This is a genomic window from Bradyrhizobium lablabi (genome assembly GCF_900141755.1).
GTDB classification, from domain to species: Bacteria; Pseudomonadota; Alphaproteobacteria; order Rhizobiales; family Xanthobacteraceae; genus Bradyrhizobium; species Bradyrhizobium lablabi_A.
In genome coordinates this window covers 737,655-762,054 of sequence record NZ_LT670844.1, presented here as the reverse complement: position 1 = coordinate 762,054, position 24,400 = coordinate 737,655, and the positions used below count along the sequence as shown (strand labels likewise).

The window sequence follows — 24,400 nt, the reverse complement described above, 5'->3', positions numbered from 1 at the left end:
GTGCCAAATCTGTTCGGAGCAAGTTGAGGCAATGGGACAAACCCTGCCGAAACCTGGATTGCGGCCTTTCCTTGCCGAGGATACGCCCGTGCTGGCGGCGATCTTCGCGGCGGCAATCGAGGAATTGACCGGCGACGACTACAGTGAGGCGCAGCAGGAGGCGTGGGCCAGCGCCGCCGACGACGAAGAGAAATTCGGCAAGCGGCTCGCCTCCGAGCTGACGCTGATTGCGACGCTGCAGAATTCGCCGGTCGGTTTTGCGTCGCTCAAGGGCAACGACCATATCGACATGCTCTACGTGCATCCGAGCGTGGTCGGGCAGGGGGTAGGCTCGATGCTGTGCGATGCGCTGGAAAAGCTCGCCGGCGGCCGCGGCGCCAAGGCGCTTGACGTCGATGCCAGCGACAATACGCTCGAATTTTTCACCAAGCGCGGTTATGTCGCCAAGCAGCGCAACACCGTCACCGTCAACGGCGAATGGCTCGCCAACACCACGATGCAGAAGACGCTTACGGGCGGCGCATCGCCGGGAGGGACCTCATGAGCCGCGAGCGCCTCTATCTGTTCGACACGACGCTGCGCGACGGCGCACAGACCAACGGCGTCGATTTCACGCTGCGCGACAAGCAATTGATCGCAGGCCTGCTCGACGAACTCGGCATCGATTATGTCGAAGGCGGCTATCCCGGCGCCAATCCGACCGACACCGAATTCTTTGCAACCAAGCCAAAACTCAATCACGCGCGCTTCACCGCCTTCGGCATGACGCGGCGCGCCGGCCGCTCGGCTTCCAACGATCCGGGCCTGGCCTCGCTGCTGGAGGCCAAGGCGGATGCGATCTGCTTTGTCGCAAAATCGTCGGCCTATCAGGTGCGGGTCGCGCTCGAGACCACCAATGAGGAAAATCTCGCCTCGATCCGCGACAGCGTGAAGGCCGCCAAATCCGCGGGCCGCGAGGTGATGCTCGACTGCGAGCACTTCTTCGATGGCTACAAGGAGAACCCGGAATTCGCGCTGGCCTGCGCCAAGGCGGCCTTTGATTCCGGCGCGCGCTGGGTGGTGTTGTGCGACACCAATGGCGGCACGATGCCGCACGAGGTCGAGACCATCGTCACCGAGGTGACAAAACATATTCCCGGCGATCACGTCGGCATCCACGCCCACAACGACACCGAACAGGCGGTTGCGAATTCGCTGGCCGCGGTGCGCGCCGGCGCGCGGCAAATCCAGGGCACGCTGAACGGTCTTGGCGAGCGCTGTGGCAACGCCAATCTGGTTTCGCTGATCCCGACGCTGCGGCTCAAGCAAGAATTCGCCGATCGCTTCGAGATCGGCGTGTCGCCGGACAAGATGGCGACGCTGACAAAAGTGTCGCGGACGCTGGACGACATGCTCAACCGCGCGCCGAACCGGCATGCTCCTTACGTCGGCGAAAGCGCGTTCGTGACAAAAACCGGCATCCATGCCTCCGCCGTGCTCAAGGATCCGCAGACCTACGAACATGTGACGCCGGAATCGGTCGGCAATCATCGCAAGGTGCTGGTTTCCGATCAGGCCGGCCGTTCCAACGTCATCGCCGAGCTCGAGCGCGCCGGCATCCCCTACGACAAGAACGATCCAAAGCTTGCTCGCCTGGTCGAGGAATTGAAGGAACGCGAGGCTGCCGGCTACGCCTATGAATCCGCCAACGCCTCGTTCGAATTATTGGCGCGGCGCACGCTCGGGCGGGTGCCGGAATATTTCAGGGTCGAGCAATTCGACGTCAATGTCGAGCAGCGCTACAACGCCAACGGCCAGCGCGTCACGGTGGCGATGGCCGTGGTGAAGGTCGATGTCGCCGGCGAGAAACTGATCTCGGCGGCGGAAGGCAACGGCCCCGTCAACGCGCTCGACGTCGCGCTGCGCAAGGACCTCGGCAAATACCAAAAATACATCGAGGGCCTAAAACTGATCGACTACCGCGTGCGTATCCTCAATGGCGGCACCGAGGCGGTGACGCGGGTCCTGATCGAGAGCGAGGACGAGGCGGGCGAGCGCTGGACCACGGTCGGCGTGTCGCCCAATATCATCGACGCCTCGTTCCAGGCGCTGATGGATTCGGTGGTCTACAAGCTCGTGAAATCAGGCGCGCCGGCGTGAGGGGTGCGACGAACCATCCCCGTCATTGCGAGCGCAGCGAAGCAATCCAGCTTTTCATCCGCGAAACGAAAGCTGGATTGCTTCGTCGCTTCGCTCCTCGCAATGACGGGGGAGATGAGGGCGTCCCATGATCGACCACGTCTCCATCGCCGTCCGTGACCTCGAACTATCAGCGCGCTTCTATGAACCCGTGCTCGCAGCGCTCGGTCTTGCACGCGTGGTCACGCGCCCCGCGACGATCGGCTTCGGCAAGCGCTATCCGGAGTTCTGGATCAACCTTCGTGGCGAGATGGCGCCGGTCGAGCCGGGCAGCGGCGTCCATATCTGCCTGCGGGCCAAATCAAGCGCCGAAGTCGATGCGTTCCACACGGCTGCGCTGAACGCCGGTGGCCGCTCCGATGGCGCGCCCGGTTTGCGGCCGCATGACCGCGTGCGTTACTATGCGGCGTTCGTCATCGATCCCGACGGCAATCGCATCGAGGCGGTGACGTTTCCTGAAGGTTGATCTGATCGCCTCGCGGCGGCTAAAGCCGGCGCACGATCTCGGTTGCCATATCCTCCGCGCCCTGTTCGGCGCGCGCAGCCGCCGAGCGCAACCGCGGCAGGATATCCTCGACGCGTTCGGCTTTCAGAATCTCGACCGCAAGCGTCTGCCGGATGAACTGCGTGGCCCGCATATGCGCGAGCAGCGCCAGCAACGGCTCCCAGAAGCCATCGATATTGGCGAGCAGGATCGGCTTGGCGTGGCGGCCGAGCTGCTGCCAGGTCAGTTGCTCGACCAGCTCCTCGAGCGTGCCGATGCCGCCGGGCAGCGCCACGAACGCGTCGGAGCGCTCGAACATCAGCCGCTTGCGCTCATGCATGTCGGGCGTGACGATCATTTCCTGCACGCGCTTGAGCGCGTTCTCACGCGTGGTGAGGAAGTCGGGGATGATGCCGGTCACGGTGCCGCCGTGATCGAGCACGGAGGTCGCAACCGCGCCCATCAGCCCGATCGAGCCGCCGCCATAGACGAGGCGGATGCCGTTTTCGGCCAAAACCTTGCCGAGCCCAATGGCGGCTTCGACAAAATGGGGATTGGTACCGGGGCCGGAGCCGCAATAGACGCAGACAGTCTTGATTTTGTTCATAACAGTCTTGATTTTGTTCATAATGGCCATGTGGCACTGCAGCGTAAAGGCGTCAAGCCTAACGGATTCGCAGGTGCAGGGGAATCCATTCGTAAATGCCCGGGAATCGTGAAAGTTTCACCCCGGGCAAGGGTGCGCGGAGCATGTAAACCCTATATATGACGGGAAGAATGCGAAAAACAGAACTGCGCGCGACCGCGATCGTCCAAGCGCCAAACGGCTTAGATTAATGGCTCACACCGATTCGGCCCGGGGTGCCGGCGAGGCGATGCCCTCTACCAATTCCATCGAGCAGGCGACCCTGATCGGGACGTTGGCGCATCTGTGGCCTTATATCTGGCCGAGCGACCGCGCCGACCTGAAGATGCGCGTGGTCTGGTCGATGGTGCTGCTTTTGATCGCGAAGCTCGCGACCCTTGCGGTGCCCTTTACGTTCAAGTGGGCGATCGACGCGCTGACCGGCGCCGATACCGCGCCGGTTGAGCCGTCGAACTGGACGCTGTGGTTGATCGCCTCACCCGTGATCATGACCGTGAGCTATGGCGGCCTTCGGGTGCTGATGGCGGTGCTGACGCAATGGCGCGACGGCATCTTCGCGCGGGTGGCGATGCATGCGGTGCGCAAGCTCGCGTATCTCACCTTCGTCCATATGCACGAATTGTCGCTGCGCTTTCACCTGGAACGCAAGACCGGCGGACTGACGCGCGTCTTGGAGCGCGGCCGCGCCGGCATCGAAGTCATCGTGCGGATGGTGATCCTGCAGCTGATCCCGACCATCGTCGAGGTTACACTGCTGACGGGCGTGCTGCTGTGGAAATTCGACTGGCGCTATGTGCTCGTCACCATGATCACGGTCGTGGTCTTCATGTATTACACGTATCTGGCGACCGAGTGGCGGATCGAGATTCGCCGCCGGATGAACGATTCCGATACCGAGGCCAACACCAAGGCCATCGACTCGCTTCTGAATTACGAGACTGTAAAATATTTCGGCGCCGAGGAGCGCGAAGCCACCCGCTATGACCGTTCGATGGAGCGTTACGAACGCGCCAGCGTGAAGACCTATACTTCGTTGGCGGTGCTCAACACCGGGCAGGCGATCATTTTCACCGCCGGTCTCGCCGCGACCATGCTGATGTGCGCGTATGGGGTGCGCAGCGGCCACAACACGGTAGGCGATTTCGTCATGGTCAACGCCATGATGATCCAGCTCTACCAGCCCCTGAATTTCATGGGCATGGTCTATCGCGAGATCAAGCAGGCGATCATCGACATCGAGAAGATGTTCAACGTGTTGTCGCGCAATCCCGAGATCAAGGATATGCCCGGCGCCAGACCGCTGGTGGTGACGTCAGGCAATGTGCGCTTCGAAGACGTGCGGTTTTCCTACGATCCCGAGCGTCCGATCCTCAAAGGCCTCAGCTTCGAGGTGCCCGCCGGCAAGACGGTCGCCATCGTAGGACCCTCCGGCGCCGGCAAATCGACCATCTCGCGACTATTGTTCCGCCTCTATGACGTCTCCGGCGGCAAGATCCTGATCGACGGCCAGGATATCCGGAAAGTCTCGCAGACCTCGCTGCGGGCCTCGATCGGCATGGTGCCGCAGGACACGGTATTGTTCAACGACACCATCCGCTACAACATCCGCTACGGCCGCTGGGACGCCACCGACGTCGAGGTCGAACAGGCCGCAAAACTCGCGCAGATCGATCCCTTCATCCGGCTGTCGCCGAAGGGCTATGAGACCCAGGTCGGCGAGCGCGGCCTGAAACTATCCGGCGGCGAGAAGCAGCGCGTCGCGATCGCGCGCACCATACTCAAGGCGCCGCCGATCCTGGTGCTGGACGAGGCGACCTCGGCGCTCGACAGCCACACCGAGCACGAAATCCAGGAAGCGCTCGAACGGGTCTCGCGCAACCGCACCTCGCTGGTGATCGCGCATCGCCTCTCCACCATCGTCGGCGCCGATGAGATCATCGTGCTGGATCAGGGCCGCATCGCCGAGCGCGGAACCCATGGTGAGCTTTTGGCATCGGGCGGACTTTATGCCAGTATGTGGAACAGGCAGCGCGAGGCCCAGGAGGCGCGGGAGCGACTGGCGCGGATCGCCGACGAGAACGAAGCGCCGAACCGGGGGCCGCCACCGGTCGACGAAGCGCTGGTGACGCCCGCCGCTGCGGAATGACCGAAGCATAATCCTTCTCCCACGCGGGAAGAGGGCACAACAGACCAGTGAATCCAACAGAGCGCGAATCAATGTCCATCGCCAATTCCATCCGCGCGCAAATTCCGCCTGTCCATCCCGAGGGCTATCCGTTCATCGGCGGCTTTGCGCTGGCGAGCCTGATCCTGTTCTGGATCTGGTCGCCGTTGGGCTGGATCGGCACGGTGCTGACGGTCTGGTGCGCGCTGTTTTTTCGCGATCCGGTGCGCGTGACGCCGGTGCGCGAGGGCCTCGTGGTGGCGCCGGCCGACGGGCGCATCTCGAAGGTGACGCAGGTGCTGCCGCCGGCCGAACTCGGGCTCGGCGACAGGCCGCTGCCGCGCATCTCGATCTTCATGAGCGTGTTCAACTGCCACGTGAACCGCAGTCCGGTGGCCGGCCGGATCGACCGGATCGCGTACCGGCCGGGCGCCTTCATCAATGCCGAGCTCGACAAGGCGAGCGAGGACAATGAGCGCAATTCGCTGGTGATCTCGACCCCGAACGGGCGTATCGGCGTGATCCAGATCGCGGGCCTGGTGGCGCGGCGGATCGTCTCCTTTGTTCGCGAAGGCCAGACCATCGGCGCCGGCGAGCGGTTCGGGCTGATCCGTTTCGGATCGCGCCTCGACGTCTATTTGCCCGAGGGAACAAAAGCCCTGGTCGCCGAAGGCCAGACCGCGGTCGCCGGCGAGACCATCCTGGCCGATTTCAGGGCGGGCGATAACGGCCGCACGTTCCGCGCCGATTAACCATTTGCGCTGCCGAACCAGCGCCTTGGCGGCCGCAATGGCGTAAGCGGCCCGCGCTTGCTATATGTAGAGCATGATCCGGAAAAGTGGGTACCGGTTTTCCGAAGAGATCATGCTCAAATAAGGAGTTGAGATCGTGATCCGATTAAATCAAATCGGATTATGATCGAGGCCCATGATGCCGATCGACCCGAAATATCTCGAAGCGCGCCGCCGCCGGTTTCGCCCGATCCCGGTGCGGATGCTGGTGCCCAACGTCATCACCCTGCTCGCGATCTGCGCCGGGCTGACCGCGATCCGGCTGTCGACCGAAGGGCGGATGGAGTTGGCGGTCGCGGCGATCGTGTTCGCCGCGGTGCTCGACGGCATCGACGGCCGCGTCGCGCGCTTGATCAAGGGCCAGTCGAAATTCGGCGCCGAGCTCGACAGCCTTGCAGATTTTGTCAATTTCGGCGTCGCGCCCGGACTGATCCTGTATTTCTGGCAATTGCACGAATTGCATAATGGCGGCTGGATCGCAGCGATGGTGTTTGCGATCAGTGGCGGCCTGCGGCTCGCCCGTTTCAACGCCACCATGGACGATCCCAACAAGCCCGCCTTTGCGACCAACTATTTCACCGGCGTTCCCGCACCCGCCGCCGCCGTCACCGTGCTGCTGCCGATCTACCTTGCTTTTCTCGGTCTGCCGAAACCTCCGGCCGTGCTGACGGCGGTCTTTACGCTATTGATCGCATTCCTGATGGTGTCGCGGCTGCCGGTGTTTTCCGGCAAGACCGTGCGCATGCGCGTGCCGCCGGAAATGGTGCTGCCGGTCTTCGTCTCCGTGATCTTCTTCATCGCGCTCCTGGTCGGCTATCCCTGGCACATTCTGTCGGCGGGTTCGATCCTGTACCTTCTGAGCCTGCCGTTGGGATGGAAGTCCTATCGCGACCACGCGCGCAAAGCCGCCGCGGCGGAGGCGGCGCCGGCCGAAGCCAGCACGCCGGCTCCGGCAGCACCGTTTGCGCCGACGGTCGCGGAGCCAGCCCAGGACAACCGGCCGGCGCGGCTGAACTGAGCGCCGGGGGCGATACACTCAGGGCCATCCCCGTCATCCTGAGAGCCTGACTGAAATTCAGCCAGCTCATTCAGGCACTTTCCAACCACGTCATGGCCGGGCATAGCCGTCCGAAGGACGGCGTCGCTTCCGCTTGCCTATGTCCCGGCCATCCACGTCTTTCTTGCTCTGATGTCGACAAGACGTGGATGCCCGGGACAAGCCCGGGCATGACGAGTTTCACTAAAACCACCGAATCCGTTGGCCGCATCTTCAGTCAGACTCTCAGGATGACGGTTTGAGATAATCGCCTCGACCTAACATCATCCTGCTCTAGGATATCTGCCATGAGCGAACACCTGTTTGGGTTCGATCCCGATCTCGGTTATATGGCTTGTCCCGATACGGCCGTTAAAGATGGCCGGCCCCTAACTTTCCGGAGAAAACGCCGTGACGGAATCTGCAAAAGCGCCGCTGCCTGCTTCGCTGCTCGAGGCGCTCGGGCGCTACGATACGCCCACGATCTGCAACGCCATGGAAATCGTAGCCCCCGAACGCCGCCTGATCGGCTATACGACCAAACCGCTGGTCTGCCCGTTCCCCGATCTGCCGCCGATGGTCGGCTATGCCCGTACCGTGACGATCCGTTCCGTGCTGCAATCCGGCCTTCCGGCCGCCGAGCAGGCCAAGCGCCGCATCGCCTATTATGAATATGTCGGCACTGGATTTGGTCCGCGCATCACCGTGATCCAGGATATCGACGGGGCGGATGTCGGCTATGGCGCGTTCTGGGGCGAGGTGCAGAGCTCCGTGCACAAGGCGCTCGGCTGCTTAGGGGTCATCACCGACGGATCGATCCGCGACATCCCGCAATGGGCGCCGGGTTTCCAGGCGCTGGCCGGGTCGATCGGCCCGTCGCACGCCTGGGTCCACGCCGAAAGCTTTGGCGGCGAGGTGCGCGTTGTCGGGATGACGGTGCGCAACGACGATCTGATCCATGCCGACCGTCATGGCGCGATCGTGATCCCGCTCGACATTGCCGCAAAAATCCCCGAGGCCGCCGAACTCTGCGGCCGCCGCGAGACGCCCATTCTCGAAATCGCGCGAGCCAAGGACTTTTCACTCGAAAAGCTGAAAGAGGCGCTGAAGCGGTCGGCCGAAATTCACTGACGGTTTTGCGGCGCCTTGACGGGAGCGCATTGATCGGAGCGCATTGAGATGAAGATGGACGGCAAGACGGTATTGATCACCGGTTCGACCGACGGCGTCGGCCGCTATGTCGCAAGCGAGCTCGCGGCCGGCGGCGCCAAGGTCCTGATCCACGGCCGCGACGCGGCGCGGGCGAATTCGCTGATTGAGGAAATCAAGCGGGCAGGGCACGCCGTGCCGGTCTTCTATCAGGCCGATCTCTCGTCGCTTGCGGGGACGCGAAAACTCGCCGAAGCCGTGCTCGCCGACCACAGGCGGCTCGACGTTTTCGTCAGCAATGCGGGCATCGGATCAATGAACGGAGGACCCGCGCGGAAGACCAGCACTGAGGGATACGAACTGCGTTTTGCGGTGAATTACCTTTCGGGATTCCTGCTCGCTCACCTCCTGCTTCCGCTCTTGAAGGCAGCCGCGCCTTCGCGCATCGTCAATGTCGCCTCGCTCGGCCAGCATCCGATCGACTTCGACGATGTGATGATTACGAAAGGTTATAACGGCTCGCGCGCCTACGCGCAGAGCAAGCTGTCGCAGATCATGTTCACCATCGATCTCGCCAATGAGTTGAAAGGCTCGGGCGTGACCGTCAATTCGCTGCATCCGGCGACCTACATGAACACGACCATGGTGCGCGCCGGCGGCATCACGCCGGTTTCGACCGTGGAGCAGGGCGGCGAAGCGATCCTGCATCTCGTGCGCGGCGATGACGTCGCTGACAAGAGCGGCCTGTTTTTTAATGGCATGCGCGAGGCGCAGGCCAATCCGCAGGCCTATGACGAGGTAGCCCGCAAGCGCTTGCGCGCGCTCAGCCTGGAGCTGACGGGGCTCGCGGCGCGCTGACAGCCCGTAGCTCGCAGGATGGGTTGAGCCCTTGCGAAACCCATCGGCTTGCTGCGCGCTCATGGTGATAGGATGGGTCTCGCGGAATTTATCATCGGGCGCGCTTCGCGCGACCCGTTGGCTCCACCATCCTACGCACTACAAAAAGCTTCTGGCCACACTCAACGCGCGACGTTCGTCGGTTTCCAAGGCAATCTTTTGTGCCAGCATGACATCGCCTGCGACGAGACGCGCATCAGGCACAAAGCACCAGCCGTCGCGCGGACGGCCGGCGCCGTCGATCTCGCGGACATTGGCGGCGGTGCCGTGGTAAATACGGTATCGCCTTCCGCTCTGGGAGCCGATGACGTCGAAATATTTGCGAGCGTCATACTGCGCGAGTTGCTGGGGCGATAGCCATTCCCTCAAAAGGTTGAGGCCGCGCTCTTCGTTCTTGTCCGGTTCACGTGACCGTTCCCACCACAGTTTCGCCCGGCGGGAACATTCGGCGCCCAGACGCTGAAGACGATCCGCCGCAAAACCCAACAATTGTCGAAACATGGGCAGGCTAGCCGCCGACCAGCCGCGGAAAAAACAAGGTTTCTTCCGCATTCGGATCGAACGCCCGTGTCACGGTGACCTTTCCGGAAGCGTCGCGAACGGCCGCCGTAAAGCCCGACCCGGTCAACTTCTTGAAGCGTTCCTCGGCCTTCAAGAGATTCTTGGTGTCCGTCGCGTCGAAATGGTGCCTTGTGTCGCCGGTGTGATCCATCACTATTTGAGTTGCCATTAGTTGCGCTCCTGAAGGCCCAGCCGCGAAGAGCAATGCGATATCCTGGAAAAAGTTCCGCTTGGGGATCAGGAGGGCCAGCGCGATGGATTGAGCAGTTGCGAAACCCATCGGCCGTTGCGCGTGCGTGGTGAACCGATTGATATCACTGCGCTTCACCCATCCTGCGCACTGTTGCCGTGATCTTGCCGCGAAATAGGCAAGCGTCTCCAAGGATGGCCGCAACGCGCGAGCCGTGGCCATCCTCAAGCGAGCGCCATTTACCGGCCAATCACACCTGGGCCAATCCCACCTGGGCCAATCCCACCAGGGGGAGGGAAATGCATGCCCGAGGGCAGCGGCCCCGGCGCGTCCCGATCCTGGAACATATAACTCCCAAATATTTCATCAATAAAGACCCGCACCGAGGGCCTATAGCACTTGCCTGAATCGCCCTGGCAAGCCGGGGTGTCGAAGTCGTGGTCGTCGGCGAACATGCCATCGATCTCGGTCGTGCGGGTGTCCGTGGAAATCGTGGAGGCGGTGTAGCTGATCTTCATGGATGTCCCGGTCGTCACCTTCTCACCTTGCTTGAGCGTAACATTCTTGTTGAAGCCGACGTTCACCCCGTACTGGCCCTGCTGATACGCCAACGCCACGCTTTCGCTCCAACTGAAACCGATCACGTCGGTAACACTTGTGCTAAAGGTTGCCGTTCCGTTCGTCGACTGCGCGGTCTGATAGGAGAAGATATCCTGGAAGGTCGCGCTTGCCGAACTGTTTGGATTGACCGGATCGCGGCCGTAAGGGCCGCCGCCGACCGGCAGTCCGCGCCCCGACAGTGATGGATCCAACGACTGCCCGATCCCGTAGAACGGGTCTAGCGCAACCAGATCCTGGCACTCACTTGGGCTAAGCCATTGACCGTTGCTCAAGCGCCAAGCTTGCGGATTGAGGTTGTTGGCGCAGACATCCAGATCCCTGATGGACACTTCGTCAAACTCGACCGCGCCAAGAAGCTGCATGCCGGGCGTTCCGTTGAAGTCCCAGAGCGCCGCTTGAGGATTCAGCAGCAGCACGATCCGATCCGCCCAGAACGGCTCCTGCTGATAGCTCTCAGCCGGCTTCACGGAACAGTTGTTGGTCGCATAATTTTCTTTGGTACAGGTATTGGGCACGACGTATTCGCGGGCCGGAACGATACTTGCATCGGCACTGTTGGATCCAACCGTCCATGCCCGCACAATGGTGCGCGAAGCAGTGTCGGTCAGGCCTTTTCCGATCACGGCGTTGCTGTCCCATGTGGTACTCGTGGTCGTCGACTGCCCGTCTATTTGCTGGATGGTGGCGATAAACGCGGTAACTTTCTGATCGTCTTGGAGTTCACTTGACTTCTCAAAGCTCTTGGAGGTGTCGACGGTGGTGCTGCTTCCGATGCTCATACTGGTCGCGAATGACTCAGTTGCCTTGAAGGTTCCGGAACTTTGATCGCCGGGCGGCCGATAGAGGATGGTGTATGGCAGAAGCTTCATCTGTAAAAACGCGGCTGGCAGCACGTTGATTGGATTGAACTGCACGGCAAAGCGCGTCAGGGCGTATTCACAACAGCCCAGAGGGGCACCTGCTGAAAACACGTCTCCCCACGCCAGAGAATTAATAAACGGGCTACCCGGGACAATGTTGGCGTTGGTAATACCGAGCTCGAATTCGATGCGCACCGAGTTGCCGGGCACCGGTAACTGGGCCGGAACATTCAGGATGCCCGATACCATGCCGCCGTCTTGTGGCGGGACTTTGCCTGCACCGAAGTCAAGCGTGGCTGTCGCACTCCATGGCGGTGCGATGTCGTACCAGTACCCGCTCGTGCCTGCGATTCCATCCGCAGAGTTGCACGGAATGGGATTTCCGGCGAAATCCTTCACCTGTGGGATCGACAGATGATGGATGCTGGAAAGACAATCCTCGACCCGGGCGAGATAGAGGGCGCTTGTTCCGTCAGCTGCGATCGGCGGCACGCAGGTGGAACCTGTTGAACAGCTGTAGTTTGGACCCGTGAATTGCGCACCGCTGGCGGTAAAGGAGATCGGCACCGAGAATACCACTGAAGGATTCTTCACCTTCGTCGGAGGGTTAGGGTAGGGGAAAGTCGCGTCCGCCAGCAATTCCCCGCCGTACAGGTCGAGGGGCTGTGCGAGACGGACCAGTTCGTCGGCGGCCGGCGCTAACCCTACGTTGCTCTGAATGACGGAGCTTGCCCAGCCACCTTTTGCCGGTTCGCCTGGGTAAATTGGAATTGGTCCTTTCAGATTGATCGGGCCATTAGGCAAGTTGACGTTCAGCACGTCCGGCTTTTCGTATGGGCTGTCGCAGGCGGGCTGCGAGGGGCCTCCGCAAATGTCGCAGACCCCGTTCAGCAATCCCAGTCCCGTGTCGCAGCCAGCCGGGCAAGGTGAATTCCCCCGGCTCCCGCAGACGATGCAGTTACCAGTATGGGAAGCCGGATCTGCGAAGTCGCAGACCAGACCATCGCCAGAACATCGCGCGGTCGCTTGGCTGGCGTCCGGCGGACAACAAGCAGCACCAGCGGTTGTCCCGCATGCGGCGGAACAGACGTGTGTATCTTTGCCGCACGCACCGGCGCTGCACATGGGTCGAAGGCCCGGCGATGTCGGAGTGTAAACGGCACCGCTGCTGGTCCATTTGAGTGAAGTGGTTTCCGGTCCGTCACAGCATGCCTGGCCCTCACCGCCGCAGGGTTGAGCGCAAGTGTCGCTGTTGATGTTGCAACCGAGCGCGGGCCCGCAAGCGACCAAGGGCCCAAACACCGAGCTTGGTATATGGCCCGGCGCATGACAGCACGCCGAACCGGCTGCCAAACCGCAACGGCCGCGCACAATTCCTCCGCCTCCGCCTCCGGGCCTCGGCGCATCGGCCAGTCTGACCGCAGGCGGAGAAGCCCCGGAGGTTGTTCGCAGGTCAGTCCCATTCTCGCTGACGTCCGAAGCTGCAAACACATTCGCGGTGAACATCAACACAGCAAACGTCGCAAGGAGATGCGAATAAGGATGGCGCATCTTGGCTTCTCCTTAGTTACTGACGTGGCAGTTTGTTGCGGGGTTGGCGGATGTATCGAAGGCCAGCCGGTGGATGATTTCTTTTCGCTGTTCCACGCTCCGAGCGTCTCGCGCCCGCGCGCCCAGCATCGAATTTCTTTCTTGCGCGGAGGAAACGCGACGGGACTGTGCCACACCATCCCGGAAGACCATCTCTGGCTTGTATTCACCGACGCTTGTGCTTTGCATGGCTTGGTCCTCCAAGCATTCAGGCAGCTGTCGTTCATTCGGCGTGGTCAGCGCCTCATAGATGAGAATAACAGGCGCCCATGACGCCGGCATGTGAACTGGTTCACTGCTCGGTCACTGAACTCAATGGAACTTTCGCTACTCGCGATCAGGGGCGCTTCGCGGTCGTCACGAACGCGGGATGGGATGCGGTGGACGCGGCGCGCGTTCGCGCGACCCGTTGCTCGCAATGACGGTCCAGATCGGCGAAAGCCGCGTTATGGTTAGCAGAACGTTTAGATCGCGCTTTGGCCGCCTTTGATTTAATCCGTTCGAGCGCCGAAGGACTTATCCTTTACGCGTCTTTAATGGCGCGGACGTAGGGTTCCGGTTGCGCGACTTAAGATGAGCCGCGCCACCGTCCAGAACGGCCGGTTGTTCGCCTACGCGTTGGAGTCTCCCATGGATATCATGACGGGCATTGGGCTCGCGTTCGGCACTGCCGTCGTTGCGTTGATAATGCTCATGGGCGGCGATATTCATATGTTCATCAGCGAGCATGCTATGATCATCGTCTTCGGTGGTTCGATCGCCGCCACCATGATCAGGTTTCCGCTCAGCGCTATCCTGCACGGCGTTCCGCTCGGAGCGAAATTCGCCTTCACGATGAGCCGACTGTCGGCGCGCGACCTGGTCGACGAATTGGCCCGCATCGCGGAAATCGCGCGCAAGCAGGGACCGGTCGGCCTGGAGAAAGTCGAGACCGACGAACCGTTCCTGGCCAAGGGCATTCGCTACGTCGCCGACGGCTACGATCTCGAATTCATCCGCGACAACCTCGAACGGGACCGCGACAATTTCCTGATGCATCTCGACGAAGGCGGCAAGATCTATCGCGCCATCGGCGACTGCACGCCGGCGTTCGGCATGGTCGGCACGTTGATCGGCATGGTGCAGATGTTCGCCAACATGACCGACCCGTCGAAACTCGGTCCGTTCATGGCGACCGCTCTTTTGGCGACGCTTTACGGCGCGGTGGTCGCGAACCTGTTCTGCCTGCCGATCGCCGACAAACTGCATGGCAAGCTGCTCGACGAGGAAACCAATCGCACGTTGATCATCGACGGCATCCTGATGATCCGGGACTCCAAGAGCCCGACCTTGGTGCGGGAAATGCTGCTGGCGTATTTGCCGGAGAAACACCGCCATGAGGAGGGCGAGCCGGTACCGGCCTGATCGGCATGTAGCGGCGCTCCGGAAAGCAAGCGATGGCCAAGAAAAAACGTGGCGCGGCACATGGCGGAGGACACGGCTGGTACGTGTCCTTCGCCGACCTGATGGGTCTGATGATGAGCTTCTTCGTGATGCTCGTCGCGTTCTCCACCATGGACAACAACAAGCTCAAGATCGTCGCCGGCTCGATGCGCGATGCCTTCGGCGTGCAGACCGAGGCGCGCTATTCCGGAATCATCGAATCCGACGGCCTGCCGACGCGGCCGAAGCTGAAACACACCGATCATATCTCCCCGGAGGACGCCTCCAATACGCCGACCCCGGATGAGCAGGAGCGGCAACGAACCGAAGGTGCCCGCCTCCAGATCGATCGCGAATTCGCGCTCGCCTCGGCGTCGTTGCGCCAGGCGCTGCAGGACATGCCGGAACTGACCGAAATCTCCAAACACATCATGTTCGAGGAAACCAAGCAGGGCCTGAACCTCGAAATCGTCGATCAGGACGGCCGCTCGATGTTCGCGGATGGCTCCAGGACACCCTACGAGCGCACGCGCCGGCTGATCCAGAAGCTTGCGGCGCCGCTGCGGGCGACGCCGCTGCGGATATCGATCATCGGTCACACCGCCGCAGGCTTCGTGCCGACGCAGAGTGATTACGGGGCGTTCGATCTTTCGGCTGATAGAGCCAACGCGGTGCGCCAGATTCTCGAGCGGGAAGGCTTGCCGCCGTCGCATATTTTTGCGGTTTCCGGAAAAGCCGACACCCAGCCGCTGTTTCCCGACGATCCCTCGCTATCGGCCAACCGGCGCGTCACCATCACGCTGATGCGCGAGGATCCGCCGCTGCCGCCCGACCTGAAGCCGTAATTGTTCCACTACTATAATACCGCAATCCCAGTGTTGGCGGTGGCGAGAAGGTGCGGCATCGCGCCGCCACGCGCTATTTTTCGGATGCCGGACGGTTGTGCGGGCGAGGCCGGAACCCCAGCTTACAATCCACATTTTTGCATGGCGCTGACCCGGATTCAGGCTAGGCTGAGGGACAAGCGCAGGACTATAAGCCGCCTCGCTTTGCTCAAGCATGATCCGGAAAACTGGCAACCGGTTTTCCGAGAAGGTCATGTTCAAACAAAAGAATAGCGCTAGAGCTCGATTCAATTCAGTTGAATCAAGCTGTAGCGTGCAGTGAAGCATTTTTGAGGCCGCAAACTCCCATGACCAGTGATGTTGTAGCTCCCGCCGCGGAAACGACGGTGGCCAACGGGCATGCCGAAGTGCATTCCACCGCCGGCTTTAAGTCGCTCCTGATCGGCAGCATCGGGGTCGTCTACGGCGACATCGGCACCAGCCCGCTTTACGCGCTACGCGAAGCCGTGGTCGCGGCCAGCGGGCCCTCGGGCGTCGTCACCACGCAGGCCGTGCTCGGCGTGGTGTCGCTGATCCTGTGGGCGCTGATCATCGTGGTGACCCTGAAATATGTGGTGATCCTGCTGCGCGCGGATAACCACGGCGAGGGCGGCACGCTGGCATTGATGGCGCTGGCGCAGCGCGCGGTGGGCAGCCACGCCGGCATCATCGTGCTGCTCGGCATTATCAGCGGCGCGTTGTTTTACGGCGATGCGGTGATCACGCCGGCGCTGTCGGTGCTCTCGGCGATCGAAGGTATCAAGCTCGTCAGCGCGGCGGCCGACCCTTACGTGGTGCCGCTGACGGTCCTGATCCTGCTGGCGCTGTTCGCGGCGCAGTCGCGCGGTACCGCGCGCGTCGCGGCTTTCTTCGGGCCAATCATGTGCGTCTGGTTCGGCGTCATCGCGATCGCCTCGTTTGCCCCGATTGTGCGGCATCCCGAAGTGCTGCTGGCGCTCAATCCGCTGCTTGCCGTCTCGTTCATGCTGCATCACGGCATCATCGGCTTCGTCACGCTCGGCGCGGTGTTTCTCGCCGTCACCGGCGCCGAGGCGCTCTATGCTGATTTGGGGCATTTCGGCAAACGGCCGATCCAGACCGCCTGGCTTTTCATCGTGCTGCCAGCGCTGGCACTGAACTATCTGGGACAGGGCGCGCTCGTCATCGCCGATCCCAAGGCGGTGGAGAACCCGTTCTACCTGATGTTCCCGGATTGGGCCCTGAAGCCAATGGTCGGTCTTGCCACGGCAGCGACCGTGATCGCGAGCCAGGCCGTCATCACCGGCGCCTATTCGCTGACGCGCCAGGCGATCCAGCTCGGCCTGTTGCCGCGCTTTGAAATCCGCCACACCTCCGAAGCCCATTCCGGCCAGATCTACATCCCGCGCATCAATCTGCTGCTGTTCATCGCCGTGATGCTGCTGGTATTGATGTTCCGTTCCTCGAGCGCGCTGGCCTCGGCCTACGGCATCTCCGTGACCGGAACCATGGTGGTCACGGCGATGATGGGCTTTGTCGTGATCTGGCGGGTCTGGCGATGGTCGGCGATTGCGGCCGCCGCGCTGATCGCGCCGTTCTTGTTCCTCGATCTCACCTTCCTTGCGGCGAACCTTCTGAAAGTGCTGGAAGGCGGCTGGGTGCCGCTGGCGCTGGGCGCGGTCGTAATGCTCCTGATGTACACCTGGCGGCGCGGCAGCCGGCTCTTGTTCGAGAAATCGCGCAAGCTGGAGTTCCCGCTGGCCGATCTGGTGGCGATGCTGGAAAAGCGGCCGCCACAGCGGGTTTCCGGCACCGCCGTATTCCTGACCAGTGATCCCGTCAGCGCCCCGACCGCGCTGATGCACAGCCTCAAGCACTACAAGGTGCTGCATGAGAAGAACGTCATCCTCACGATCGAAATTGCCTCGACGCCGCGGGTCGACATTTCCGAGCGGGTGCGGCTGGAGCAGATCAGCAAGACGTTCTCCAAGGTGACGCTGCGGTTCGGATTCATGGAATCGCCCAACGTGCCGAAGGCGCTGGCCATCGCGCGAAAACTCGGCTGGCAATTCGATATCATGTCGACGTCGTTCTTCCTGTCACGGCGCGCGCTGAAACCTGCCGCGCATTCCGGCATGCCGCGCTGGCAGGATCATCTTTTCATCGCGCTCAGCCGCACCGCCAACGATGCCACCGACTATTTTCAGATTCCGAGCGGACGGGTGGTCGAGGTGGGAACGCAGGTGACCGTCTAGAGCATGATCCGGAAAAGTGGGAACCGGTTTTCCGGGAAGCTCATGCTCGAACAGAAGATCAGGCGCTTGCCGGGTTTTCGGAATGCGCGCAATCTAGCAATCGTTTGGGAGGAATTCGCGTGAGCCAGGTGCATGATTTGACGCCAGAGGAAGTCTCGAAGGGCATGGCCGAGGGCCGCTACCTCCTTGTCGACGTCCGCGAGCCGAATGAGGTTGCGGTGGAGGCCTATCCGGGTGCCGTCGTTGTCCCGCTGTCGGCGTTCGACCCGGAGGATATTCCCGATCCGCAAGGCAAACAGGTTGTCTTCGCCTGCCGTTCCGGCAAACGATCGGTGACGGCGTCGCTGGCCGCCCAGGCCGCTGGTCTTGCCTACGACAAGCACCTCGCGGGCGGCATGCTGGCCTGGAAGGCCGCGGGATTGCCGACCAAAACCGGCGGCTGACCGGCTCATGACCTCCACGAACAAGATCTTCGCGGATCTTCCCGTTACGGTTTTCGAGGCAATGTCGCAGCTCGCGCGCGACAACAACGCCATCAATCTCGGCCAGGGTTTTCCGGACGATCCCGGCCCCGAAGACATCCGCCGCGCGGCGTCGGACGCCGTGATGGACGGCTACAATCAATACCCCTCGATGATGGGCATCCCGGAACTGCGCCAGGCGATCGCGGCGCATTACGGCCGCTGGCACGGTCTCAACCTCGATCCGATGACAGAAGTGATGGTGACGTCAGGCGGCACCGAGGCGCTGACCTCAGCAATCCTTGCCATGGTCGAGCCCGGCGACGAGGTCGTGGTGTTCCAGCCGGTCTACGACTCTTATTTGCCGATCATTCGCCAGGCCGGCGGCATCCCGCGTTTGCTGCGGCTCGAACCGCCGCATTGGCGGCTCTCCGAGGAGATGCTGCGAGGTGCCTTCAACCACAAGACCAAGGCGGTGCTGTTCAACAATCCGCTCAATCCGGCCGCCGTGGTCTACCCGCGCGAGGACCTCGAACTTCTGGCGCGGTTCTGTCAGGAGTTCGACACGGTTGCGATCTGCGACGAGGTCTGGGAGCATGTGATCTTCGACGGCCGCGAGCACATTCCGCTGATCACCATTCCGGGAATGCGCGACCGCACCATCAAGGTCGGCTCGGCGGGGAAGATCTTTTCGCTGACGGGGTGGAAGATCGGCTTTGTCTGCGCCGCGCCGCCGCTGCTGCGGGTAGCCGCGAAAGTGCACCAGTTTCTCACCTTCACCACCGCGCCCAATTTGCAGGCGGCGGTGGCCTATGGGCTCGCCAAGCCGGACGATTATTTCTACGACATGCGCAAGGAATTGGCGCGGAGCCGCGATCGTCTGACCGAAGGCCTGGAGCGCATCGGCTTTCCGGTGCTGCGCTCGCAAGGCACGTATTTCCTCACCGTCGATCTTTCCCCGCTCGGCCTCAACGAGACCGATGAGGCGTTCTGCAAGCGCATCGTGACCGACTACAAGGTTGCCGCCATTCCGGTGTCGGCTTTCTACGAAAAGGACGCGGTGACGTCGGTGGTGCGGTTTTGCTTTGCCAAGAAGGATGCAACGCTGGACACCGCGCTGGAACGCTTGTCGGACGCAGTGCACCGCCGATAGGAGATCAAAGAACCATGCGCGGCTTGACCTCTCCTCAAGTCCGGTTTGTCGCGGCGATCGCCGCGATCCTCGCGGCGTTCTCGCTGCCGGCGAAGGCTGCGGAGCGCACCGTTAATTTCTACAACTGGTCGAACTACATCGCGCCGGGGGTGCTGGAGGATTTCACCAGGGAAACCGGCATCAAGGTGGTCTACGATACGTTCGATGCCAATGAGACGCTGGAGACGCGGTTGCTGGCGGGAAAATCGGGCTACGACGTCGTCGTCCCGACCGCCTATTTCCTGCAACGCCAGATCACCGCGCATGTTTTCCAAAAGCTCGATAAATCGAAACTGCCGAACCTCGCCAACGCCTGGCTGGTGGTGACAAAGCAGCTTGCGGTCTACGACCCCGGCAATCAGTTCGCCGCCAATTATATGTGGGGCACGACCGGGATCGGCTACAACGTCAAGACCGTGCAGAAAATCCTCGGCCCCGATGCCAGGATCGACAGTTGGGACATCGTCTTCAAGCCGGAGAATCTCGCGAAATTCAAAGACTGCGGCGTCCACATGCTGGACTCCGCCGACGACATTTTCCCGGCAGCTCTTGGTTATCTCGGGCTCGATCCGAATTCGACCAAGCAGGTAGACCTGGAAAAGGCCGCCGATCTCGTCAGCAAGATCAGGCCCTATGTGCGCAAGTTTCATTCCTCGGAATATCTGAGCGCGCTGGCGACGGGCGAGATCTGTCTGGTGGTGGGCTGGTCGGGCGACATCATGCAGGCGCGCAGCCGCGCGGCGGAAGCCAACAACGGCATCGAGATCGGCTACGCGATCCCGCAAGGGGGCGCGCAGATGTTCTTCGACAATTTCGCGATCCCGACCGATGCCAACAACGTCGCGGAGGCCTATGAGCTGATCAATTACCTCTACCGGCCCGAGGTCGCGGCCAAGAACTCGGATTTTTTGTCCTACGCCAACGGCAATGTGGCGAGCCAGAAGCTGGTCGACCCGAAAATCCTCGACGACAAGAACATCTATCCGGACGAAGCGACATTGCAAAAACTGTTCGTCATCACCGCGCGCGATCCGGCGACCCAGCGCGTCATCAACCGGCTGTGGACCAAGGTGAAGACGGGCAGATAGGCTACCGCCAGCGGCGATGCAGCCACAGCCACTGATCCGGATATTCGCGAATCCAGCCCTCGACCACGGAAGTGACCGCCTGCATCGTGCCGGCAATGTCGATCTGGCCCGAGGCGTCGCGCACCGGCTTTACCTCTTCCGACAGCTCGGCGCGAAAACGATAACCGGGCAGGCGGATGATGCGCACGCCATGGATCGGGCACTCGACCTGCCGCAACAGCCGCGCCAGCATCGGATTGGCCTTGGTCTTGCGGCCGAAGAACGTCACCTCGACGCCGTTGGTGAGATACTGGTCGACCAGCATGGCGACGTGCTGGTTGTTTTTCAGAGCTTCTGCGAGTTTGAGCGGCGCCTCACGGCCGGCCGGAATCAGCGTCCCCATATTGACCGCGCGGATCCGCTCAATGGCACGGTCAGCCGATTCGATGTTCGGCCGCCGGTACAGGATGGCGCAATCCAGTCCGTGCGCGACCGCGCCCAACGCGGGCAGTTCCCAACTGCCGAGATGGCTTGTGAAGATCAACGCCGGATTGCCGTCGTCCCTGAGCTGATCGAACAGTTGTTTTGTTCGCGCTCCGAATTCGATGCGGCTCTCCTTTTCGGGATGATCCGCGTCGTAGTCCCAGATGTGATCGAGGTGGGCGAACTCGGCGCCGATGCGACCGAGATTGTCCCAAACGCCGGCCAGAATGGTTTCGATCTCTTCAGGAGATTTTTCCGGGAAGGCGGCCTTGAGATTCTCGCGGCCGATCCGGTCCTCACGCAGCCTGCGGCCGATGAAGCGCGTAACGCGGCCGAACAAATCGGCGGTCTTGACCGGATCGAAATAGCGCGTCGTGCGCAGCAACGCTACCGTCAGCGCGCCTAGTGCGGCTTCCGTCATCGGCTTGGCGGCGTCGCGAACACGCGCCTTGGTGCGAAGGAGCCGGCGGTTCATGGTTGCAAGCGGCGCGCTTGTCAGAGCGGTTCGCGCGTCAGGATCAGCGAGGCATTCTGGCCGCCGAAGCCGAACGAGTTCGACATCACCGCGGTGACGCGGGCGTCGCGCGCCGTGTTGGCGACCACGTCGAACAGGATCGCCGGATCCGGCGTCTCATAATTGATGGTCGGCGGAATTCTCTGATGTTCGAGCGTCAATAGCGAAAACACGGCTTCGACCGCGCCCGCCGCCGAGATGGTGTGGCCGACCATCGACTTGTTCGACGATACCGGGATTTTGGTGGCCAGTTCGCCAAACACCGCTGAGGTCGTCAGATATTCCATCTTGTCGTTTTCAGGCGTCGCGGTGCCGTGAGCGTTGATGTGGTCGATCTGTTCCGGCGTCATGCCGGCGTCGGCCAGGGTCTTCAGCATGCAGCCGATGATCGGCTTGCCGTCGGGGCTCGACCGGGTGCGGTGGAATGAATCGGTCAATTCGCCGCAGCCGGCCAGCACACCGAGGATCGGCGCGCCGCGGGCGGTCGCGGCCTCATAGCTTTCCAGCACCAGCGCGCCGGCGCCTTCCGCCATCACGAAACCGTCGCGGTTCTTGGAAAATGGTCTGGACGCCGCCTCGGGCGGATCGTTCCGGGTCGAGAGCGCGGACAGCAGCGAAAACCGCACCATCGCTTCCGGATTGACGGTGCCGTCGGCCCCCACGCAGAGGGCGGCGTCAGCCTCGCCGCGGCGGATCGCCTCGACGCCAAGCTGGATCGCGGTCGCGCCAGAGGCGCAGGCGGTCGAAAGCGAAATCGGCGAACCCTTGGTGCCGAATTTTTCCGCGAGATGTCCCGCCACCGAGCCGAACATGAAACGGCGATGATAGGGCATGAACTTTCCGCCGCCGCTGATCCGCAGCAGGTCGTCATAGCTGAGTTCCTGCTTTCCGACGGCGCGTCCGAGTTCCTGTCGCTGCGGCCACTCGACTTCGACCGGGGCGACGGCCAGAAACAGCGGCCCCGGAAAGTCGCCCTTAGAGCCGATGCCGGACTGTTCGAGCGCCTCTTCGGTGGCGAGTTCGGCGAGGCGCTCCGTCAGGCCGGTCGAGGAAAATGGCTCGACGGTCACGAAATCGACGGTGCCCGCCATGGTCGTCTTCAGGCCATCGACCGGGAAGCGGGTGACGGTGCGGATGCCGGATTCTCCCGCGGTGAGCTTGGCCCAATTATCGGTCCTGCCGGCGCCGAGCGAGGTAACGATGCCCATGCCGGTGACGACGACGATCGGTCTTCCGAATTTGTCGCGTGGTGCTGTCATGTTTCCCCCGCCGGTCAAACCGCAACGGTCACTTGATGGCCTCGACGAGCGCCATCCCTTCGCCGCGCCAGTGACCTGCGCCTACGACTACAATCTGGGCCGGCGGCTTGGACATTTCAATCTCTAGCCCTGAGGAATCGTTCGGCGGAAACAGCGCGCCGCGCGAGATTGCGAGCGCCGCCAGGCCCAGTCCCAGTGGAAACTGGGTTTCCATGGTGTGGCCGAACATGGTGCCGGTCGCGCGCACCGCGAAATCCCTGTGTTCACTGAGGAAGGATCGTTCCTCCGACGTGACCGGTTCGGCGCCGGTGGCGCCGGTGATGATGGCGCCGTTACCCCTGAGCTTGCCGAGCTTCGACCAAAGTTGTTCCAGCGTCGCCTTGACGTCGCCGGCTTGCTTGCGCTGCGACCGATCGGCGACGACGTTGGTCAGGCGCGCAAACGGCTTGGCGCCGCGCGCGATCGCGTGCGCCTTGGACTCGACGACAAGAAAGGCGCCCGCGGAGCCGAGCGCGAAGCCGGCGTTGTCCTGACGCGCCCAGACGGGAGCGAATTTGTCCTTGAGGTTGAAATCGCCGAACTCGTAGAGCACCAAAAGGTCCTTGCGCTCGCCGTTCTGCGAGCCGCCGATCAGCACGATGTCGCTCTGGCCGGCGGCGATCCGCGCCAGCGCTATCCGCGCCGCATCGATGCTGGCGGCTTCCTCGCCCATGAAGGTGCGCGAGGTGCCGCAGACACCGTGGACGATGGCAATATTGCCGGCGAGCAGGTTGGAGAGCTGCGCCAGGAACAGTGTCGGCCGCAAATCGTTCATCAGCCGTTCGTTGAGAAAGCCGGGCGCCGAATTGCCCTGCGCTTCCGCATTGAGGATGGCGGTATCGACCGCGAGGTCGCGCTCGCCGCCGCCGGCGGCGATCACCATGTCCATCCGGCCCAGAATTTCCTTGTTGCCTTTGACGCCCGCCGAATCGAGCGCGAGCCCGGCGGCGTAGGTGCCGATGCGCTGCCAGGCTTCCATCTGGCGCTGGTCGCCCTTCTTGGGGATCTGGGCGTCGAGATTGACCTGCGCCCAGGGGTGAACGATGTAGGGCGCGAAGCCCTTTTCATCGACATTGATGCGCCGTTGATTGAGCGCGTCCCAGTTCGCATCGAGCCCCTCGCCAAGCGAGGTCGCAAGTCCGATGCCGGTGATCCAGACTTCCGTCGACACTTGCGCCGGTCCCTGGTTCGAAGCGGTCGTCTCGGTCATGGCAGGAGCGCCTGCTGGGGAAAGCCGACGCGCTTGGCCTCCGCATCCATGTGTCCGCGCAATTCCGGATTGGGGAAGGGGACGTGGCTGAAGGTGATCGTCGCGTTGCACCTCAACTTGCCGCCGACCTTCACCCGCGCTTCGGTCATGGCATAGCCCGAGCCTTCGTGCAGCACGTTGGCCTCGATCGTGAGCAACTCCCCGGGCGATACAAAGCCGCGCATCTTGGCTTCCTTGACGGCGGCCAGAAACGGCATCCGCTCGAACTTCATCAGCGCGAGCAACAGCCAACCCGAGGTCTGCGCCATCGATTCAATCAGCAACACCCCGGGCATGATCGGGTGACCCGGGAAATGGCCCTCAAAGATGGTGTTCACTTCGGGAACCCGCGCTTCGGCCGTAATGGTCTTCTCTGCCGTGTTGAGGTCGAGAATGCGGTCGATCAGCTGGAAATATTCGAGATGCATG

The 24,400-nt window shown here is 62.1% G+C and carries 22 protein-coding genes; 14 read left to right on the top strand and 8 right to left on the bottom strand.

Going from position 1 to position 24,400, the window contains the following annotated elements:
* Positions 1-31 precede the first annotated feature (31 nt).
* From B5526_RS03655 to B5526_RS03645, 3 genes are all read left to right on the top strand, one after another.
* On the top strand, positions 32-544 hold the full coding sequence (locus B5526_RS03655) for a GNAT family N-acetyltransferase (protein ID WP_079536958.1): 513 nt from the start codon (positions 32-34) through the stop codon (positions 542-544).
* The gene (gene cimA, locus B5526_RS03650) at positions 541-2,139 is read left to right on the top strand and encodes a citramalate synthase (protein ID WP_079536956.1); all 1,599 of its coding nucleotides are present in this window, start codon (positions 541-543) and stop codon (positions 2,137-2,139) included. The genes B5526_RS03655 and cimA overlap by 4 nt, the downstream gene beginning before the upstream one ends.
* 127 nt (positions 2,140-2,266) lie before the next feature.
* A complete protein-coding gene (locus B5526_RS03645) occupies positions 2,267-2,644 on the top strand; it encodes a VOC family protein (RefSeq protein ID WP_079536954.1) in 378 nt (125 codons plus the stop codon).
* A gap of 19 nt (positions 2,645-2,663) precedes the next feature.
* Here B5526_RS03645 and B5526_RS03640 read toward each other — a convergent pair whose 3' ends face one another.
* Positions 2,664-3,269: a TIGR00730 family Rossman fold protein gene (locus tag B5526_RS03640; protein WP_079544667.1), complete on the bottom strand. Its 606-nt coding sequence runs from the start codon at positions 3,267-3,269 to the stop codon at positions 2,664-2,666.
* A 229-nt stretch (positions 3,270-3,498) separates the two neighbouring features.
* On the opposite strand from B5526_RS03640, the gene B5526_RS03635 reads away from it, so the two are divergent.
* The 5 genes from B5526_RS03635 to B5526_RS03615 all read left to right on the top strand — a co-directional run bounded on the left by B5526_RS03635 (position 3,499) and on the right by B5526_RS03615 (position 9,306).
* Entirely contained in the window at positions 3,499-5,454 is a 1,956-nt protein-coding gene (locus tag B5526_RS03635) for an ABCB family ABC transporter ATP-binding protein/permease (protein WP_079536952.1), read from the top strand.
* Positions 5,455-5,501: 47 nt separating this feature from the next.
* The gene (locus B5526_RS03630; protein ID WP_283807598.1) at positions 5,502-6,224 is read left to right on the top strand and encodes a phosphatidylserine decarboxylase; all 723 of its coding nucleotides are present in this window, start codon (positions 5,502-5,504) and stop codon (positions 6,222-6,224) included.
* 175 nt (positions 6,225-6,399) lie between these two features.
* Positions 6,400-7,281, top strand: coding sequence for a CDP-diacylglycerol--serine O-phosphatidyltransferase (gene pssA, locus B5526_RS03625; protein ID WP_079536948.1), 882 nt, complete (start codon positions 6,400-6,402; stop codon positions 7,279-7,281).
* Between the two features lie 429 nt (positions 7,282-7,710).
* Positions 7,711-8,430 carry an RraA family protein gene (locus B5526_RS03620; protein ID WP_079536946.1) on the top strand — a complete coding sequence of 240 codons (720 nt, stop codon included), beginning with the start codon at positions 7,711-7,713 and terminating at the stop codon, positions 8,428-8,430.
* A 48-nt stretch (positions 8,431-8,478) separates the two neighbouring features.
* Positions 8,479-9,306: an SDR family NAD(P)-dependent oxidoreductase gene (locus B5526_RS03615; RefSeq protein ID WP_079536944.1), complete on the top strand. Its 828-nt coding sequence runs from the start codon at positions 8,479-8,481 to the stop codon at positions 9,304-9,306.
* 138 nt (positions 9,307-9,444) lie between these two features.
* Here B5526_RS03615 and B5526_RS03610 read toward each other — a convergent pair whose 3' ends face one another.
* The 3 genes from B5526_RS03610 to B5526_RS03600 form a co-directional block, all read right to left on the bottom strand.
* Positions 9,445-9,846 carry a hypothetical protein gene (locus B5526_RS03610; RefSeq protein WP_433994636.1) on the bottom strand — a complete coding sequence of 134 codons (402 nt, stop codon included), beginning with the start codon at positions 9,844-9,846 and terminating at the stop codon, positions 9,445-9,447.
* A 7-nt stretch (positions 9,847-9,853) separates the two neighbouring features.
* Positions 9,854-10,075: a hypothetical protein gene (locus tag B5526_RS03605; protein ID WP_079544665.1), complete on the bottom strand. Its 222-nt coding sequence runs from the start codon at positions 10,073-10,075 to the stop codon at positions 9,854-9,856.
* 260 nt (positions 10,076-10,335) lie between these two features.
* Positions 10,336-12,396 (bottom strand): hypothetical protein, encoded by a 2,061-nt coding sequence (locus B5526_RS03600; protein ID WP_154071115.1) that lies wholly within the window; start codon positions 12,394-12,396, stop codon positions 10,336-10,338.
* A 1,401-nt stretch (positions 12,397-13,797) separates the two neighbouring features.
* Between B5526_RS03600 and B5526_RS03590 the strand changes: the two genes are divergently transcribed.
* The 6 genes from B5526_RS03590 to B5526_RS03565 all read left to right on the top strand — a co-directional run bounded on the left by B5526_RS03590 (position 13,798) and on the right by B5526_RS03565 (position 20,448).
* Positions 13,798-14,571, top strand: coding sequence for a motility protein A (locus tag B5526_RS03590; protein ID WP_079544664.1), 774 nt, complete (start codon positions 13,798-13,800; stop codon positions 14,569-14,571).
* Between the two features lie 32 nt (positions 14,572-14,603).
* On the top strand, positions 14,604-15,434 hold the full coding sequence (locus B5526_RS03585; RefSeq protein WP_079536939.1) for an OmpA/MotB family protein: 831 nt from the start codon (positions 14,604-14,606) through the stop codon (positions 15,432-15,434).
* A gap of 347 nt (positions 15,435-15,781) precedes the next feature.
* The gene (locus B5526_RS03580; protein ID WP_079536937.1) at positions 15,782-17,707 is read left to right on the top strand and encodes a potassium transporter Kup; all 1,926 of its coding nucleotides are present in this window, start codon (positions 15,782-15,784) and stop codon (positions 17,705-17,707) included.
* Between the two features lie 113 nt (positions 17,708-17,820).
* Entirely contained in the window at positions 17,821-18,150 is a 330-nt protein-coding gene (locus B5526_RS03575) for a rhodanese-like domain-containing protein (protein ID WP_079544663.1), read from the top strand.
* A gap of 7 nt (positions 18,151-18,157) precedes the next feature.
* On the top strand, positions 18,158-19,321 hold the full coding sequence (locus tag B5526_RS03570) for an aminotransferase (protein ID WP_079536936.1): 1,164 nt from the start codon (positions 18,158-18,160) through the stop codon (positions 19,319-19,321).
* A gap of 14 nt (positions 19,322-19,335) precedes the next feature.
* Positions 19,336-20,448 carry a polyamine ABC transporter substrate-binding protein gene (locus B5526_RS03565; protein WP_154071114.1) on the top strand — a complete coding sequence of 371 codons (1,113 nt, stop codon included), beginning with the start codon at positions 19,336-19,338 and terminating at the stop codon, positions 20,446-20,448.
* A 1-nt stretch (position 20,449) separates the two neighbouring features.
* Here B5526_RS03565 and B5526_RS03560 read toward each other — a convergent pair whose 3' ends face one another.
* The 4 genes from B5526_RS03560 to B5526_RS03545 are packed head-to-tail and all read right to left on the bottom strand — an operon-like array spanning position 20,450 to position 24,399.
* Complete coding sequence (locus B5526_RS03560) at positions 20,450-21,385, bottom strand: lipid A biosynthesis lauroyl acyltransferase (protein WP_079536934.1); 936 nt, start codon at positions 21,383-21,385, stop codon at positions 20,450-20,452.
* Positions 21,386-21,405: 20 nt separating this feature from the next.
* A complete protein-coding gene (locus tag B5526_RS03555) occupies positions 21,406-22,683 on the bottom strand; it encodes a beta-ketoacyl-ACP synthase (RefSeq protein ID WP_079536932.1) in 1,278 nt (425 codons plus the stop codon).
* Positions 22,684-22,711: 28 nt separating this feature from the next.
* The gene (locus B5526_RS03550) at positions 22,712-23,932 is read right to left on the bottom strand and encodes a beta-ketoacyl-ACP synthase (protein ID WP_079536930.1); all 1,221 of its coding nucleotides are present in this window, start codon (positions 23,930-23,932) and stop codon (positions 22,712-22,714) included.
* Positions 23,929-24,399 (bottom strand): 3-hydroxyacyl-ACP dehydratase FabZ family protein, encoded by a 471-nt coding sequence (locus tag B5526_RS03545; RefSeq protein WP_079536928.1) that lies wholly within the window; start codon positions 24,397-24,399, stop codon positions 23,929-23,931. The genes B5526_RS03550 and B5526_RS03545 overlap by 4 nt, the downstream gene beginning before the upstream one ends.
* Between the last annotated feature and the right edge of the window lies 1 nt (position 24,400).

Bases quoted from the DNA above. Each gene is read 5' to 3' on its own strand.
- B5526_RS03655 (WP_079536958.1), top strand. From the start codon at position 32: ATGGGACAAACCCTGCCGAAACCTGGATTGCGGCCTTTCCTTGCCGAG.
- cimA (WP_079536956.1), top strand. From the start codon at position 541: ATGAGCCGCGAGCGCCTCTATCTGTTCGACACGACGCTGCGCGACGGC.
- B5526_RS03645 (WP_079536954.1), top strand. From the start codon at position 2,267: ATGATCGACCACGTCTCCATCGCCGTCCGTGACCTCGAACTATCAGCG.
- B5526_RS03640 (WP_079544667.1), bottom strand. From the start codon at position 3,269: ATGAACAAAATCAAGACTGTCTGCGTCTATTGCGGCTCCGGCCCCGGT.
- B5526_RS03635 (WP_079536952.1), top strand. From the start codon at position 3,499: ATGGCTCACACCGATTCGGCCCGGGGTGCCGGCGAGGCGATGCCCTCT.
- pssA (WP_079536948.1), top strand. From the start codon at position 6,400: ATGATGCCGATCGACCCGAAATATCTCGAAGCGCGCCGCCGCCGGTTT.
- B5526_RS03615 (WP_079536944.1), top strand. From the start codon at position 8,479: ATGAAGATGGACGGCAAGACGGTATTGATCACCGGTTCGACCGACGGC.
- B5526_RS03610 (WP_433994636.1), bottom strand. From the start codon at position 9,846: ATGTTTCGACAATTGTTGGGTTTTGCGGCGGATCGTCTTCAGCGTCTG.
- B5526_RS03605 (WP_079544665.1), bottom strand. From the start codon at position 10,075: ATGGCAACTCAAATAGTGATGGATCACACCGGCGACACAAGGCACCAT.
- B5526_RS03590 (WP_079544664.1), top strand. From the start codon at position 13,798: ATGGATATCATGACGGGCATTGGGCTCGCGTTCGGCACTGCCGTCGTT.
- B5526_RS03585 (WP_079536939.1), top strand. From the start codon at position 14,604: ATGGCCAAGAAAAAACGTGGCGCGGCACATGGCGGAGGACACGGCTGG.
- B5526_RS03580 (WP_079536937.1), top strand. From the start codon at position 15,782: ATGACCAGTGATGTTGTAGCTCCCGCCGCGGAAACGACGGTGGCCAAC.
- B5526_RS03570 (WP_079536936.1), top strand. From the start codon at position 18,158: ATGACCTCCACGAACAAGATCTTCGCGGATCTTCCCGTTACGGTTTTC.
- B5526_RS03565 (WP_154071114.1), top strand. From the start codon at position 19,336: ATGCGCGGCTTGACCTCTCCTCAAGTCCGGTTTGTCGCGGCGATCGCC.
- B5526_RS03560 (WP_079536934.1), bottom strand. From the start codon at position 21,385: ATGAACCGCCGGCTCCTTCGCACCAAGGCGCGTGTTCGCGACGCCGCC.
- B5526_RS03555 (WP_079536932.1), bottom strand. From the start codon at position 22,683: ATGACAGCACCACGCGACAAATTCGGAAGACCGATCGTCGTCGTCACC.
- B5526_RS03550 (WP_079536930.1), bottom strand. From the start codon at position 23,932: ATGACCGAGACGACCGCTTCGAACCAGGGACCGGCGCAAGTGTCGACG.
- B5526_RS03545 (WP_079536928.1), bottom strand. From the start codon at position 24,399: ATGCATCTCGAATATTTCCAGCTGATCGACCGCATTCTCGACCTCAAC.